This is a genomic window from Ectopseudomonas khazarica (assembly GCF_004521985.1).
In the GTDB taxonomy this organism is placed as follows: Bacteria; Pseudomonadota; Gammaproteobacteria; order Pseudomonadales; family Pseudomonadaceae; genus Aquipseudomonas; species Aquipseudomonas khazarica.
Genome location: NZ_SBHZ01000018.1, coordinates 1 through 14346 on the forward strand (window position 1 = coordinate 1; position 14346 = coordinate 14346).

Here is a 14346-nt window from a genome sequence, read left to right on the forward strand (position 1 = left end):
TCTTGTGCCCCTCGCTGTCCCACAGGTGCACGCCACGGGCCTCGGTGATGATGCGCGGGCCGTTCTCGGCCAGCTGCTTGTAGTCACTGAACGGCGCCAGATGGTGGGCCTGGCTCAGGGCCTGCCACTGAGCGGTCTTGGGGTTCTTGGCTTGCTGGTTCATCACAACACCTTCTTTGTGCGGGCCGCTCGGGCGGCCCGCGGAAATCCGTTGAATCGTGGCAGGCGCCGTCGCGAACGAAGCGCCTGCCACCGAGCCATCAGCGGCTCTGCATCGTCACACCGACAGCAACAGGAACTCGCGCTCCCAGGAACTGATCACGCGCTTGAAGTTCTCGTGCTCGGCACGCTTGACCGCGACGTAGCCACGGATGAACTTCTCGCCGAGGAACTTCTCGGCGTCCTTGCACGACTCCATACGCTCCAGCGCGCTCTCGATGGTCACCGGCAGGCGCAGGTTGCGACGCTCGTAACCACGGCCCTTGACCGGTGCCCCGGGCTTCACGCCACCGACCATGCCCATGTAGCCGCACAGCAGGGTCGCCGCCAGCACCAGGTAGGGGTTGGCATCGGCGCCGGCCAGGCGGTTTTCCACGCGACGGTTCTGCGGACTGGCTTCCGGTACGCGCAGGCCCACGGTGCGGTTCTCCTCGCCCCACTCCACGTTCACCGGCGCCGAGGTATCGGGCAGGAAGCGGCGGAACGAGTTGACGTTCGGCGCGAACAGCGGCAGCAGCTCCGGGATGTACTTCTGCAGGCCACCGATGTGGTGCAGGAACAGCTCGCTCATCGTCCCGTCTTCATTGGAGAAGATGTTCTTGCCGGTCTTGATGTCCACCACGCTCTGGTGGATGTGCATGGCACTGCCCGGCTCGTCGGTGATCGGCTTGGCCATGAAGGTCGCCGCCACGTCGTGCTTGAGCGCGGCCTCGCGCATGGTGCGCTTGAACACCAGAATCTGGTCGGCCAGGTGCAGGGCGTCGCCGTGACGGAAGTTGATCTCCATCTGCGCCGGCCCTTCCTCGTGGATCAGGGTGTCCAGATCCAGGCCTTGCAGCTCGCACCAGTCGTACATGTCTTCGAACAGCGGATCGAACTCGTTCGCCGCGTCGATGGAGAAGCTCTGACGGCCGGTTTCCGGGCGGCCGGAACGGCCGACAGGGGCCTCCAGCGGGAAGTCCGGGTCACTGCTGCGCTTGGTCAGGTAGAACTCCATCTCCGGTGCGACGATGGGTTTCCAGCCTTTGCCTTCGTACATCTGCAACACCTTCTTGAGGATGTTGCGCGGCGACAGCTCGATGGGGTTGCCCTGCTTGTCGAAGGTGTCGTGGATCACCATGGCGGTGGGCTCGATGGCCCAGGGCACGACGAACACGGCGTTCGGGTCGGGACGGCAGAACATGTCGATGTCCGCCTCGTCCAGCAGGTCGTAGTAGATGTCGTCCTCGACGTAGTCGCCGGTCACGGTCTGCAGCAGCACGCTCTCGGGGAGGCGCATGCCCTTCTCGTCGAGGAACTTGTTGGTCGGCGAGATCTTGCCGCGGGCAATGCCGGTCAGGTCACTGATCAGGCATTCGACTTCGGTGATTTTGCGTTCTTTCAGCCAGCTCGTGAGCTGGTCTAGCTTGGTACTCATAGAGACCTCAGGGTTGTAGAACCAACTAGGGTTATAGTCGGTTCAGCGTTGCCCCGCCCTCCCCCTGCAAGCCTCACCAAAGGCCTGGAGGAGCGCGAGATATTCGTGTGGATGCTACTAGGGGTGCAGCACCTCCGGCACCTGACTTTTAGCTCCATCGAAAGAAAATGGCGCGCTTCTGCGTTGCTGCAGCGAGGCGTCTATCTCGCGGCTAAGCGCGAGACGCCTCGAACCCGGGACGCCCTCGTGCGTTGCAGGACGCGGGCCAAGGCGCAGGCACTGCAGCGATACGGCGCTGCGTGCGCTATCGTGCTGGGTAATGAGCGAGCGGAAAGCCTGACGAGACAGGCCGAGCGGCGCGAAAGCCGCCGAAGAGAACGTACGCTGCCGCGCTGCCGCAGCAAGCGCGCCACCCTGCGTGGGGCGAAGACGTCCCCTGGCGTGAAGGGGAGTGCTGGTAGCGTGACCGATGCTGGTCCTGACACAAGCGCTGACGCCGATAGTCGGCAGGCGAAACATGAGACACCCGTATTATTGCTGTTATGGGTTTGAACCGAGCTTAGCCTTGTTCATTTTTTTACACAATAGCTCTGTAAAAAATTGAACACACCCCACTGAGCACCTTGGTAGATCAGCGTTTGGACCACCCATAACGGCCCTGAAACGCCCCAAAAATGGCCATCACGCCCCACAAGAGGGCATGAATGGCCCTGCTTGACAGTAATGTGCGTTTCGGATTGACTCACACCCATGCAGTTGCATGATTGATATTTTTAACAAAAAGGTGTTGCATCATGTCGGTACCCCCGCGTGCCGTTCAGCTTAACGAAGCGAACGCGTTCCTTAAGGAACATCCTGAGGTCCAGTTCGTCGACCTTCTTATTGCAGATATGAACGGTGTGGTGCGTGGCAAGCGCATCGACCGTAACGCCCTTCACAAGGTGTACGAGAAAGGCATCAACCTGCCCGCCTCGCTCTTCGCGCTCGACATCAATGGTTCCACCGTCGAAAGCACCGGCCTCGGCCTGGATATCGGCGACGCCGACCGTATCTGCTTCCCCATCCCCAATACCCTGTGCAACGAACCCTGGCAGAAGCGCCCCACCGCGCAGCTGCTGATGACCATGCACGAGCTGGACGGCACGCCTTTCTTCGCCGATCCACGCGAGGTATTGCGCCAGGTGGTACAGAAGTTCGACGAACTGGGCCTGCGTATCTGCGCAGCCTTCGAACTGGAGTTCTACCTGATCGACCAGGAGAACGTGAACGGCCGCCCGCAGCCACCGCGCTCACCGATCTCCGGCAAGCGCCCGCACTCCACCCAGGTCTACCTGATCGACGACCTCGACGAATACGTCGACTGCCTGCAGGACATGCTCGAAGCCGCCAAGGAACAGGACATCCCGGCCGACGCCATCGTCAAGGAGAGCGCGCCCGCGCAGTTCGAGGTCAACCTGCACCACGTCGAAGACGCCATCAAGGCGTGCGACTACGCGCTGCTGCTCAAGCGCCTGATCAAGAACATCGCCTATGACCATGAGATGGACTCCACCTTCATGGCCAAGCCCTATCCGGGCCAGGCGGGCAACGGCCTGCATGTGCACATCTCGCTGCTGGACAAGAAGACCGGCAAGAACATTTTCGCGGCCGACGATCCCCTGCAGAACACCTCGCTGCGCCATGCCGTCGGCGGCATCCTCGACACCATGGCCGCGTCGATGGCCTTCCTCTGCCCCAACGTCAACTCCTACCGCCGCTTCGGCGCGCAGTTCTACGTGCCCAACGCACCGAGCTGGGCGCTGGACAACCGCACCGTGGCCGTACGCGTACCGACCGGCAGCGCGGACGCCGTGCGCATCGAGCACCGTGTCGCGGGCGCCGACGCCAACCCCTACCTGATGCTGGCCTCGATCCTCGCCGGTATCCACCACGGCCTGACCAACCAGATCGAGCCGGGCGAACCGATCGAGGGCAACTCTTACGAACAGCTCGACCCCAGCCTGCCGAACAACCTGCGCGATGCCCTGCGTGAACTGGACGACAGCGAGGTACTGAACAAGTACATCGATCCCAAGTACATCGACATCTTCGTCGCGTGCAAGGAAGCCGAGCTGCAAGAGTTCGAAACCACCATTTCCGACCTCGAGTACAACTGGTATCTGCACACTGTGTAACACCCCGGAAAGCCGGCCGTAGAGCCGGCTTCTTTTTGCCTGCACACTGCCTGCTCCAGCGCGCTGCGCCGGAGCCAGCAGCGGTTCGCCGCACGGCGACTCCGCTGACATGAATCAACCTCCGACGGCCACGGCCGCCGGATACTGTTGCCTTCATCCATCAGGGAGCTTCTCATGCAACGCGCTTTTGCCGCCGTCCTGCTAGGCCTGATCTCCGGCCTGAGCCAGGCCGCCGACAGCATCCGTGTCTACAACTGGAACGATTACATCGCGCCGCAGGTGCTGGAAAACTTCACCCGCGACACCGGTATCGAGGTGGAGTACCACACCTTCGCCAGCGCCGAGGAACTGAACGCCGCGCTGGAAAGCGGCCAGGCCATCGACATCGCCGTACCCTCGCACAACGAACTGCCGACGCTGATCGCCAACGGCCGCATTCGCCCGCTGGACTTCAACCTGCTCCCCAACCGCTCGCACCTGGACAAGCAGCTGCTCAGCAAGCTGGCCGCGGTCGACCCGCAGAACCAGCACGCCGTGCCCTACCTGTGGGGCGCCGTGGGCCTGGCGATCAACACGCCGCAGGCCGAGGCCGCCTACGGCGGGCCGCTGCCGGAGAGCTGGAGCCTGCTGTTCGACCCCGAGAAGAGCGCGCGCCTGGCCAGCTGTGGCATCAGCGTGCTGGACGCGGCGGACGAGACCCTGTCGCTGCTGCTCAACTACCAGGGCCGCAGCCTGGCCCGTAGCGCACCGAGCCGCATCGAGCGCGCCGGCGACCTGCTCCAGTCACTGCGCCCGAACCTGCGCTACGTCGATAGCGAGCGCTACATAGACGACCTCAGCAACGGCAGGCTGTGCCTGGCCGTGGCCTGGGTCGGCGATGCGCTCGCTGCGGCGCAGGCCGGCCAGCCGGTGCGCTTCCTGGTACCGCAGGAGGGCTCGGTGCTGTTCGTCGACAACCTGGTCATCCCCAGCAGCGCCAGCCGTCCGGAGCTGGCCCATCGCTTCATCGACTACCTGATGCAGCCGCAGGTCATCGCCCAGGTCACCGCCGAGACGCTCTACCCCAACGGCAACGCCGACTCGGCGCAGTTCATCGACGCCGCCCTGCTCGCCCAGCCCGGCCTCTACCCGGACCAGGACACCAAGCGGCGCCTGTATCCGCTGGAGGTCCTCTCGGACAAGCATGCCCAGGTGCGCGACCAGATCTGGCAGCGCTTCCGCGATGGTCCCTGAAGACGCTTGCCTCGCTGGCGCCGGCTGACGTCCAATAGCACCTCGCCCACCGAGGAGCCCGTCATGTCGCGCCCCGCCAGCACCCGCAAGCCACGCGCCAGCAGCCAGGCCCGCATCGCCGGCATCCTCGCCTCGGCCCGCGAGCTGCTGGCCGCACACGGCATGGCCAACCTGTCGATCTACACGGTGGCCGAGCACGCCGGGATCCCGCCGTCCTCGGTCTACCACTTCTTCGCCAGCGTGCCGGCGCTGCTCGAGGGCCTGACCGCCGACGTGCACGCCGCCTTCCGCGCCTGCCTGCAGGAGCCGGTCGAGCACGCCAGCCTGCGCAGCTGGCATGACCTGTCGCACGTCATCGAGCGACGCATGCTGGCCATCTATGCCCGCGATGCGGCGGCCCGCCAGCTGATCCTGGCCCAGCACGGCCTGGCGGAGGTGACCCAGGCGGATCATCAGCACGACATCGAGCTGGGGCGCCTGATGCAGGCCCTGTTCGAGCGCCACTTCCCCCTGCCGCAATTGCCGACGGATATCGATGTATTCGCCCTGGCCATGGAGCTTGGCGACCGTGTCTACGCCCGCTCGGTACAGCTGCACGGCGAAATCACGCCGCGCCTGGCCGAGGAAGGCATGCGCGTGTTCGATGCCTACCTGGGCCTCTATCTGCCGGCCGCCCTGCCGAAACGCACGACCCCGCTCGCCTGACCCGAAGCGTTGCCGCCGCAGCCTGCCCAGGCGGCGGCTTGTTTCTGCACGCCCAATAAAAATCGATATGAATCGAGAAATATTGACCAACGGGCACTCAACTCTCTTCTAATACCGATATTTATCGGATATAAATCGATCATCACGCCATGGTCGATCTCCTCCAGCCATGGCACTCCGCAGAAGACTGACCGGCCATGCCGGCTCACAAGAGGTGCTTCATGTCCCGTATCGTCACCGTTGCCGCGACCCAGATGGCCTGCTCCTGGGATACCCGCGCGAACATCGCCAACGCCGAGAAGCTGGTGCGCCAGGCAGCGGCCCAGGGTGCGCAGATCATCCTGATCCAGGAGCTTTTCGAGACCCCCTACTTCTGCCAGAAGCCCAACGCCGACTACACCCAGCTGGCCACCACGGTCGAGGAGAACCCGGCCATCGCACACTTTCGCAAGGTTGCCGCCGAGCTGAAGGTGGTCCTGCCGATCAGCTTCTTCGAGCGCGCCGGGCGGGCCCGCTTCAACAGCATCGCGATCATCGATGCCGATGGCAGCAACCTCGGGACTTATCGGAAAAGCCATATCCCGGACGGCCCCGGCTATCACGAGAAGTACTATTTCAACCCAGGCGACAGCGGCTTCAAGGTCTGGGACACCGCCTACGCCCGGATCGGGGTCGGCATCTGCTGGGACCAGTGGTTCCCCGAATGCGCACGCAGCATGGCGCTGATGGGCGCGGAAATTCTCTTCTACCCCACCGCCATCGGCAGCGAGCCGCATGACCCGAACATCAGCTCGCGCGACCACTGGCAGCGCGTTCAGCAGGGCCATGCCGGCGCCAACCTGATGCCGCTGGTCGCCAGCAACCGCATCGGCCGCGAGGAGCAGGACGGCTACGACATCACCTTCTACGGCAGCTCGTTCATCGCCAACCCGTACGGCGAGAAGGTCGAAGAACTGGACCGCAGCGAAGAAGGCGTCCTGGTGCACAGCTTCGATCTGGACGAACTGGAGAAGATACGCACGGCCTGGGGTGTGTTCCGCGACCGCCGGCCGAACCTATACTGGCCACTTTCCACGCTCGACGGCGCAAGCCTCTGCGAATAAGCCCAACGATGTCGTGCCCCGTTCGCAACCTGGGGCGCGGCGACAGACACCCCGGATCGCCTCCGGGCTACAGGTGAAATATGACGACCCTGAGCAGCACTCCTCGCGCCGATGGCTTCCGCATGCCGGCGGAATGGGAACCCCACAGTCAGACCTGGATGGTCTGGCCCGAGCGCCCGGACAACTGGCGCAACGGCGGCAAGCCGGCGCAGGCCGCCTTCAGCGCCGTGGCCAAGGCCATCGCCCAGTTCGAGCCGGTGACCGTCTGCGTCAGCGCGGCGCAGTACGAAAATGCCCGTGCGCGCCTGGACGACGGGCGTATCCGCCTGGTGGAGATCACCACCGACGACGCCTGGGTGCGCGACACCGGGCCGACCTTCGTGACCAATACCAGCGGCGAAGTACGCGGCGTGGACTGGACCTTCAACGCCTGGGGTGGCTTCGATGGCGGCCTGTACTGGCCATGGCAGCGGGACGACCAGGTGGCGCGCAAGATCCTCGAGATCGAGGGCAGCAAGCGCTACCGCACCGAGGGCTTCGTGCTCGAAGGCGGCTCCATCCATGTCGATGGCGAAGGCACCCTGATCACCACCGAAGAATGCCTGCTGAACAGGAACCGCAACCCTCACCTGTCACGCGAGGAGATCGAGCGCGTGCTCCACGAGCACCTGGCCATCGATACGGTGATCTGGTTGCCGGACGGGCTGTACAACGACGAGACCGATGGCCACGTCGACAACTTCTGCTGCTATGTGCGCCCGGGCGAGGTGCTGCTGGCCTGGACCGACGACGCCAACGACCCCAACTACCCGCGCTGCCAGGCCGCCATGCGCGTGCTGGAAAGCGCCCGCGATGCCAAGGGCCGCCAGCTGACCGTGCACAAGATGCCCATTCCCGGCCCGATCCACGCCACTGCCGAAGAGTGCGCAGGCGTCGACATGGCCGACGGTAGCCAGGAGCGCGATCCGTCGATCCGCCTGGCCGGCTCCTACGTCAACTTCCTCATCGTCAACGGCGGCATCGTCGCGCCGAGCTTCGCTGACGCCAAGGACGAGGAAGCCCGCGCCATCCTCCAGCGTGTATTCCCCGAGCATCGCGTGGTCATGGTGCCAGGCCGCGAAATCCTGCTCGGTGGCGGCAACATTCACTGCATCACGCAGCAGCAGCCGGCGCCGCAAGGCCGCTGAGTCGTGCGGGGTGGGTGCAACCCGCCCCTCTGCCGACCGCTTTCTCTCGTGCCCTACCTGTCAACGCCCGGCACATGCCGCGCGTTTTCGTGTTCCCGCACGCGCAAGGAAGCGTGGCTGCGCCCGTGCCATGCACTTCATTCGATCTTGCGGGTGTTGATACCCAGCAGCGGATAGACCGGGCAGAACCGCAGGACGCCGGTCGCCAGCGGCACCACGCCGATCCAGCCCCACAGGCCGACGATGCCGGTCAGGCTGAGTGCGATGAGCATCAGGCCCACGGCGATGCGCAGGCTACGGTCGAGCGTTCCAACATTGGCTTTCATCGGAGGTTCTCCAGGTCAGCGCCCGCGCCGGCACTCCAGCGCGGAAAAGATCAGCATGCCGGCGAGCATCGCGACGACGAACAACGGCGCCTGCCAGTGCCCGCTCAGCAGGATGGCCAGGGCCGGCCCCGGACAGATGCCGGCGATGCCCCAGCCGATACCGAACAGCAGGCTGCCGCCGATCAGGCGGGCGTCCAGATCGCGCCGGGTCGGCAGTTGCATCGCGCCGCCGAGCAACGCCCGCGTGCGCCGTCGCGCCAGGTTCAGCGGCAGCGCGGCGACGCCGATGGCGCCCGCCATCACCAGCGCCAGCGAGGGGTCCCAGTGACCGCCAAGATCGAGAAAGGCCAGCACCTTGGCCGGATCGGCCATGCCAGCCAGCAGCAGCCCGATGCCGAACAGCAGACCACAGACGAACGCAATGACACGACGCATGCTCAGCCCCCCAGCAGATGACGCAGAACGAACACGGTGGCGAACCCGCTGGCCATGAAGCACAGCGTCGCCACCAGCGAACGTGGTGACAGCCGGGATAGGCCGCAGACGCCATGGCCGCTGGTACAACCCGAGCCATAGCGCGTGCCGATGCCGACCAGCAGCCCGGCAACGATCAGGCCCAGGCCGCCAACCTCGAAGTGGACCGCCGGCAGCGCGCGGAACAGCCCCCAGAGCAAGGGCGCCAGCAGCAGGCCGACGACAAAGGCGGCCTTCTCGCCACGGCCTTCCGCATTGCGCTGCAGCAGGCTGCCGAGCAGACCGCTGATGCCGGCGACGCGACCGTTGGCCAGGGCGAAGATCGCCGCCGCCAGGCCGATCAACGCGCCACCGGCCAGGGCGCTCCATGGCGTGAAACTGACCCAGTCGATGCTCATGACGGCTCCTCGCAGAACAGGCGGTACAGTGTTTCGATCACCGCCAGCGCCGCCGGGCTGCTGATGCGGTAGAAGATCTGCTTGCCGTCGCGCCGGGTCTCCACCAGCCCCTCGCGACGCAGCACGGCGAGCTGCTGCGACAGGGTCGGCTGCTGGATGCCGAGCAGCGCCTCCAGCTCGCTGACATGGCGCTCGCCCTGCGACAGCTGGCACAGCAGCAGCAGGCGGTCGGGGTTGGCCAGCGCCTTGAGCAGCTGCCCGGCGGCATCGGCATTGGCCCGCAGTTGCTGGATATTGATGGGTTCGTTCACGGCCTATACTCAAGCAAAATACAATATGTATTTTTATATATTGTATTTTGCAAAAGTGTAAGCCCGGACGACCAACGGTCAGCGCTTGCTGCAGGCAACAAAAAACCCGCCGAAGCGGGTTTTCTGTCTAGGGACGCGAATCAGGCGTCGGCGTCGGCGGCAGCCTGATAGGCCGAGGCATCGAGCAGCTTGTCCAGCTCGCTGGCATCGCTCGGCTTGAGCTTGAAGAACCAGCTGCCGTACGGGTCGCTGTTGACGCTTTCCGGGCTGTCGGCCAGGGCATCGTTGATGGCGATCACTTCGCCGCCAACCGGGGCGTAGATGTCGGAGGCGGCCTTGACCGACTCCACCACACCCGCTTCCTGGCCGGCGTTCAGTTGCTTGCCCACTTCCGGCAGCTCGATGAACACCACGTCGCCGAGGGCTTCCTGGGCGTGGTCGGAAATGCCCACGGTCACGCTGCCGTCAGCCTCCAGGCGCGCCCACTCGTGGCTGGCGGCATAACGCAGATCGGCGGGGATATTGCTCATGTTCGATTCCTCGTAGACGGTGACGGCAAGTGGGCCGTCAGGACAATTTAGCAGGCCGTGGCGAGAGGGACAGCCAACGCCGCGACCTGATGATTCAGATAAGGGTTTTGCCGTTGCGCACGAAGCCGGGGCGGACCACTCGCACCGGGTACCACTTGCCACGGATTTCCACCTCGGCACGATCCCCCGTGGCCGCCGGCACCCGCGCCAGGGCGATGGACTTGTTCAGCGTAGGCGAGAAGCTGCCGCTGGTGATCTCGCCCTCGCCCAGCCCTTCGACGCGTACCACCTGGTGGGCACGCAGCACGCCACGCTCTTCCAGCACCAGGCCGACCAGCTTGCTCTGGCAACCGGCAGCACACTCCGCTTCGAGTGCCGCGCGACCAATGAAGTCACGCTCGGCAGGCTCCCAGGCAACGCTCCAGGCCATGTTTGCGGCACGCGGTGAGACGTCTTCGTCCATGTCCTGGCCGTAGAGGTTCATGCCCGCCTCGAGACGCAGGGTGTCGCGGGCACCGAGGCCGATGGGCGAGATACCGGCACCGACCAGCTCGTTGAGAAAGGACACCACCTCGGTCACCGGCAGGACGATCTCCAGCCCATCCTCGCCGGTATAACCGGTGCGGGCGATGAACCAGTCGCCCTCAGGAAGGCCCTGGAAGGGCTTGAGCTCATGGATCAGTGCGGCCCGCGCCTGGGTCACCAGCTCGGCAACGCGCGCACGCGCCTTGGGGCCCTGGATCGCGAGCATGGCCAGGTCGCGTCGCTCGCGCAGCTCGACGGCGAAATCAGCTGCCTGGGCATGCATCCAGGCCAGATCCTTGTCGCGGGTTCCGGCGTTGACCACCAGCCGGTAGCCGTCAGCGGTGAGATAGACGATCAGGTCGTCTATCACTCCGCCGCGCTCGTTGAGCATGGCGCTGTACAGCGCCTTGCCGGTGCTCTGCAGGCGGGCGACATCGTTGGCCAGCAGGCGCTGCAGATAGGCCTGGGCCTGAGCACCGGAGACATCCACGACACACATGTGCGAGACGTCGAACACGCCGCAGTCGCGACGCACCTGATGATGTTCCTCCACCTGCGACCCGTAGTGCAGCGGCATGTCCCAGCCGCCGAAATCCACCATCTTGGCACCCAGTGCCAGGTGCAGGTCATAGAGAGGGGTACGCTGTCCCATGGGTGTCTCCTTCCGGGCTTGGCGAAGCGATCCAGACGCCGAGACGCTGCTGGCGTTGCCAGTGCTGCATTGCACCGGCCGCCGCGCGTGCGCTTTTCGACACGTCTGCCGGGTTACCCGGTTCGCGAATGGCGCGCATTGTAGCCGCAAGGTGCGCGGGGGTCATCTGACCAAAGGTCGCGCAGGCGACCCGCCGCCGTACAACGCCCCGCCAGAGCCCTCGGCAGGCTCAGCCGAAGCTGCGCGCCGAGCGGCGAATCAGCAGGATGACCGGCAACAGGCCGACCAGCACCAGGGTCAGCGCCGGCAACGCGGCACGCGCCCACTCCCCTTCGCTGGTCATCTCGAACACCCGCACGGCGAGCGTGTCCCAGCCGAAGGGACGCATCAGCAGGGTCGCCGGCATCTCCTTGAGCACATCGACGAACACCAGCAGCGCGGCGGACAGGGTGCCCGGCAGCAACAGCGGCAGATAGACCTTGAAGAACAGGCCCAGGCCGCCGACGCCGAGGCTGCGCGACGCCTCCGGCAACGACGGGCGGATACGCGCCAGGCTGGTCTCCAGCGGGCCGAACGCCACCGCCAGGAAGCGGATCAGGTAGGCCACCAGCAGGGCCGCCAGACTGCCCAGCAGCAAGGGTTTGCCGGCACCACCCAAAGCCGTCGACAAGGGGATCACCATCTCGCGGTCGAGGAAGCTGAACGCCAGCATGATCGCCACCGCCAGCACCGAGCCCGGCAGGGCATAACCCAGGTTGCCCAGGGCGACGCCGACGCGCACCGCGCGGTTGGGTGCCTGGCGCCGGGCGAAGGCCAGCAGCATGGCCACGCTGACCGTGATCAGCGCCGCCAGGCCGCCCAGGTAGAGGGTGTGCAGGATCAGCCCGGCATAGCGCTCGTCCAGGTCGAAACGCCCGCGCTGCCAGAACCAGGCCAGCAGCTGCAGCAGCGGAATGACGAAGGCACAGGCGAACACCAGGCCGCACCAGGCGCTGGCCGCGAAGGCTTTCCAGCCGTGCAGCTGGTACAGGGCCTTGCCCCTTGGCCGCTCGTTGGCCGGGCGCGCCGCACCGCGCGCACGACGTTCGCCATAGAGCACCAGGGCGACCGCGAGCAGCAGCAGGCTGGCCAGCTGGGTCGCGCTGGTCAGGCTGTAGAAGCTGTACCAGGTCTTGTAGATCGCCGTGGTGAAGGTGTCGAAGTTGAACACCGACACAGCGCCGAAGTCGGCCAGGGTCTCCATGATCGCCAGGGCCAGGCCGGCCCCGATGGCCGGTCGCGCCATGGGCAGGGCCACGCGCCAGAAGGCCTGCCAGGGGCTCTGCCCGAGCACGCGCGCCGCTTCCATCAGGCCCTTGCCCTGGGCCAGGAAGGCCCCGCGGGCGAGCAGGTAGACGTAGGGATAGAACACCAGCACCAGGACGATGATCACGCCACCGGTGGAGCGCACGCGCGGCAGACGCAAACCGCTGCCGAACCACTCGCGCAACAGCGTCTGCACCGGGCCGGCGAAGTCCAGCAGGCCGACGAAGACGAACGCCAGGACGTAGGCAGGGATGGCGAAGGGCAGCATCAGCGCCCAGTCCAGCCAGCGCCGCCCGGGGAACTCGCAGAGGCTGGTGAGCCAGGCGAGGCTGACCCCCAGCAGCGTCACGCCCACAGCCACGCCGATCACCAGGGTCAGCGTGTTGCCGATCAGCCGAGCCATCTGCGTCTGCCACAGGTGCGCCCAGATCTGCGGGTCCACCTCGTGCCAGCTCAACAGCAGCACCGACAAGGGCATCAGCACCAGAGCGGCTACGGCAAGGACGATGGGGTACCAGCGACGCTGGACAGGATGCGGCACGCGGATTCCTCGGCGACGGAAAGGACGACGCCCCGGCAAGGCGGGGCGTCGCAGTATAACGGCAGCGGTCAGATCGTCGAACGTCTGCCTCGACGATCAAGGCGCAGGGTGGCTCAGGCTCTGGCACTCCACCACGGTGGATGAAGAGGCGTCATCCCCCTGCGCAATCCCCCTTACTGCCAGCCGGCGCGGTCCATCAGCATGGTCGCTTCGGCCTGGCGCTTGCCGGCCACTTCGGTGGCGACGCTGTCGGCCTTGAACGTGCCCCAGGACGCCACCTCGGCAGACGGCTCGACCGCCGGGTTGGCCGGATACTCCTGGTTGACGCCGGCGAAGATGCCCTGCGCTTCCGGGGTGGTCATCCACTCCAGCAGCTTCCTGGCCTGCTCGGCATGCGGGGCATGCTGGGTGACGCCAGCACCGGCCAGGTTGACGTGCACGCCACGGTCATCCTGGTTCGGCCAGAAGGGTTTGACCTTGAGGTCCGGCTGCTGCTTGTGCAGGCGGCCGTAGTAGTAGGTGTTGGTGATGCCCACGTCGCACTGGCCGGCGTCGATGGCCTGCAGCAGCGCGGTGTCATCCGGGAACACGTCCGTGGCCAGGTTGTTGACCCAGCCCTTGATGATCTCTTCGGTCTTCTCGGCGCCATGGGCCTCGATCAGCGTGGCGGTCAGCGACTGGTTGTAGACCTTCTTGCTGGTACGCAGGCACAGGCGGCCTTCCCAGTTCTTCTCCGCCAGCGCTTCGTAGGTGGACAGCTCCTCCGGCTTGACCCGCTCGGTGGAGTAGAAGATGGTCCGCGCGCGCAGCGACAGGCCGGTCCAGCTGTCGGTGCTGGAGCGATACTGGGCCGGGATGTTGGCGTCGATCACGGCGGACTTGGTCGGCTGCAGCACGCCTTCCTGCTCGGCCTGCCAGAGGTTGCCGGCATCGACGGTGATCAGCATGTCGGCCGGGGTATTGGCCCCTTCGGCCTTGAGGCGGGCGATCAGCGGCGCTTCCTTGTCGGTGATGAACTTCACCTGCACACCCGTCTTGGCGGTGTAGGCGTCGAATACCGGCTTGATCAGTTCGTCGATGCGCGACGAATAGACCACGACTTCATCGGCGGCCTGGACGGCAGTAGCCAGGGTGCTGAGGGTGAATGCGGCGAGAAGCGCGTTGCGAGCCTTCATGGGACCAGCCTCTTATGGGTAAGCAAAAGTGGCTGAATAGTAGTGAATGTTATTTGCCTTCTCAACGAAAC

The 14346-nt window shown here is 65.4% G+C and carries 14 protein-coding genes and 1 pseudogene; 5 read left to right on the forward strand and 10 right to left on the reverse strand.

Annotated features, from left to right (window positions below; genetic code table 11):
* Window positions 1-163 (reverse strand): annotated as a pseudogene (locus tag EPK82_RS20305) (aspartate aminotransferase family protein); the annotation flags it as partial.
* Window positions 164-277: 114 nt separating this feature from the next.
* Window positions 278-1636, reverse strand: coding sequence for a glutamine synthetase family protein (locus EPK82_RS20310; protein WP_037056753.1), 1359 nt, complete (start codon window positions 1634-1636; stop codon window positions 278-280).
* Between the two features lie 794 nt (window positions 1637-2430).
* Between EPK82_RS20310 and EPK82_RS20315 the strand changes: the two genes are divergently transcribed.
* The 5 genes from EPK82_RS20315 (at window position 2431) to aguA (ending at window position 8038) form a co-directional block, all read left to right on the forward strand.
* Entirely contained in the window at window positions 2431-3810 is a 1380-nt protein-coding gene (locus EPK82_RS20315; protein ID WP_037056751.1) for a glutamine synthetase family protein, read from the forward strand.
* Between the two features lie 174 nt (window positions 3811-3984).
* On the forward strand, window positions 3985-5043 hold the full coding sequence (locus EPK82_RS20320) for a polyamine ABC transporter substrate-binding protein (protein WP_037056749.1): 1059 nt from the start codon (window positions 3985-3987) through the stop codon (window positions 5041-5043).
* Window positions 5044-5106: 63 nt separating this feature from the next.
* Window positions 5107-5748: a TetR/AcrR family transcriptional regulator gene (locus EPK82_RS20325; protein ID WP_037056747.1), complete on the forward strand. Its 642-nt coding sequence runs from the start codon at window positions 5107-5109 to the stop codon at window positions 5746-5748.
* A gap of 221 nt (window positions 5749-5969) precedes the next feature.
* Window positions 5970-6851, forward strand: coding sequence for an N-carbamoylputrescine amidase (gene aguB / locus EPK82_RS20330; RefSeq protein WP_134677834.1), 882 nt, complete (start codon window positions 5970-5972; stop codon window positions 6849-6851).
* Between the two features lie 80 nt (window positions 6852-6931).
* A complete protein-coding gene (gene aguA / locus EPK82_RS20335; protein ID WP_134677835.1) occupies window positions 6932-8038 on the forward strand; it encodes an agmatine deiminase in 1107 nt (368 codons plus the stop codon).
* A 137-nt stretch (window positions 8039-8175) separates the two neighbouring features.
* Here aguA and EPK82_RS20340 read toward each other — a convergent pair whose 3' ends face one another.
* From EPK82_RS20340 to EPK82_RS20375, 8 genes are all read right to left on the reverse strand, one after another.
* Entirely contained in the window at window positions 8176-8364 is a 189-nt protein-coding gene (locus tag EPK82_RS20340; RefSeq protein WP_134677836.1) for a YgaP family membrane protein, read from the reverse strand.
* A 15-nt stretch (window positions 8365-8379) separates the two neighbouring features.
* Complete coding sequence (locus tag EPK82_RS20345) at window positions 8380-8799, reverse strand: DUF6691 family protein (protein WP_134677837.1); 420 nt, start codon at window positions 8797-8799, stop codon at window positions 8380-8382.
* Between the two features lie 2 nt (window positions 8800-8801).
* Window positions 8802-9236: a YeeE/YedE family protein gene (locus EPK82_RS20350; RefSeq protein ID WP_047588893.1), complete on the reverse strand. Its 435-nt coding sequence runs from the start codon at window positions 9234-9236 to the stop codon at window positions 8802-8804.
* Entirely contained in the window at window positions 9233-9547 is a 315-nt protein-coding gene (locus EPK82_RS20355; protein WP_134677838.1) for an ArsR/SmtB family transcription factor, read from the reverse strand. Before EPK82_RS20355 ends, EPK82_RS20350 begins: the two co-directional genes overlap by 4 nt.
* A 140-nt stretch (window positions 9548-9687) precedes the next feature.
* Window positions 9688-10077: a glycine cleavage system protein GcvH gene (gcvH, locus tag EPK82_RS20360; RefSeq protein ID WP_047588890.1), complete on the reverse strand. Its 390-nt coding sequence runs from the start codon at window positions 10075-10077 to the stop codon at window positions 9688-9690.
* 94 nt (window positions 10078-10171) lie between these two features.
* Window positions 10172-11254, reverse strand: a complete 1083-nt coding sequence (gene gcvT, locus EPK82_RS20365; protein ID WP_134677839.1) for a glycine cleavage system aminomethyltransferase GcvT — start codon at window positions 11252-11254, stop codon at window positions 10172-10174.
* Between the two features lie 229 nt (window positions 11255-11483).
* Window positions 11484-13100 carry an ABC transporter permease gene (locus EPK82_RS20370; RefSeq protein ID WP_134677840.1) on the reverse strand — a complete coding sequence of 539 codons (1617 nt, stop codon included), beginning with the start codon at window positions 13098-13100 and terminating at the stop codon, window positions 11484-11486.
* A gap of 173 nt (window positions 13101-13273) precedes the next feature.
* Window positions 13274-14275 carry an extracellular solute-binding protein gene (locus tag EPK82_RS20375; protein ID WP_037056727.1) on the reverse strand — a complete coding sequence of 334 codons (1002 nt, stop codon included), beginning with the start codon at window positions 14273-14275 and terminating at the stop codon, window positions 13274-13276.
* Window positions 14276-14346 lie beyond the last annotated feature (71 nt).

What these genes read in the sequence shown, in the direction of transcription:
- EPK82_RS20345 (WP_134677837.1), bottom strand. Translation starts at nt 8,799, where the DNA reads ATGCGTCGTGTCATTGCGTTCGTCTGTGGTCTGCTGTTCGGCATCGGG.
- EPK82_RS20340 (WP_134677836.1), bottom strand. Translation starts at nt 8,364, where the DNA reads ATGAAAGCCAATGTTGGAACGCTCGACCGTAGCCTGCGCATCGCCGTG.
- aguB (WP_134677834.1), top strand. Translation starts at nt 5,970, where the DNA reads ATGTCCCGTATCGTCACCGTTGCCGCGACCCAGATGGCCTGCTCCTGG.
- EPK82_RS20310 (WP_037056753.1), bottom strand. Translation starts at nt 1,636, where the DNA reads ATGAGTACCAAGCTAGACCAGCTCACGAGCTGGCTGAAAGAACGCAAA.
- EPK82_RS20325 (WP_037056747.1), top strand. Translation starts at nt 5,107, where the DNA reads ATGTCGCGCCCCGCCAGCACCCGCAAGCCACGCGCCAGCAGCCAGGCC.
- EPK82_RS20315 (WP_037056751.1), top strand. Translation starts at nt 2,431, where the DNA reads ATGTCGGTACCCCCGCGTGCCGTTCAGCTTAACGAAGCGAACGCGTTC.
- EPK82_RS20350 (WP_047588893.1), bottom strand. Translation starts at nt 9,236, where the DNA reads ATGAGCATCGACTGGGTCAGTTTCACGCCATGGAGCGCCCTGGCCGGT.
- EPK82_RS20320 (WP_037056749.1), top strand. Translation starts at nt 3,985, where the DNA reads ATGCAACGCGCTTTTGCCGCCGTCCTGCTAGGCCTGATCTCCGGCCTG.
- gcvT (WP_134677839.1), bottom strand. Translation starts at nt 11,254, where the DNA reads ATGGGACAGCGTACCCCTCTCTATGACCTGCACCTGGCACTGGGTGCC.
- aguA (WP_134677835.1), top strand. Translation starts at nt 6,932, where the DNA reads ATGACGACCCTGAGCAGCACTCCTCGCGCCGATGGCTTCCGCATGCCG.
- gcvH (WP_047588890.1), bottom strand. Translation starts at nt 10,077, where the DNA reads ATGAGCAATATCCCCGCCGATCTGCGTTATGCCGCCAGCCACGAGTGG.
- EPK82_RS20375 (WP_037056727.1), bottom strand. Translation starts at nt 14,275, where the DNA reads ATGAAGGCTCGCAACGCGCTTCTCGCCGCATTCACCCTCAGCACCCTG.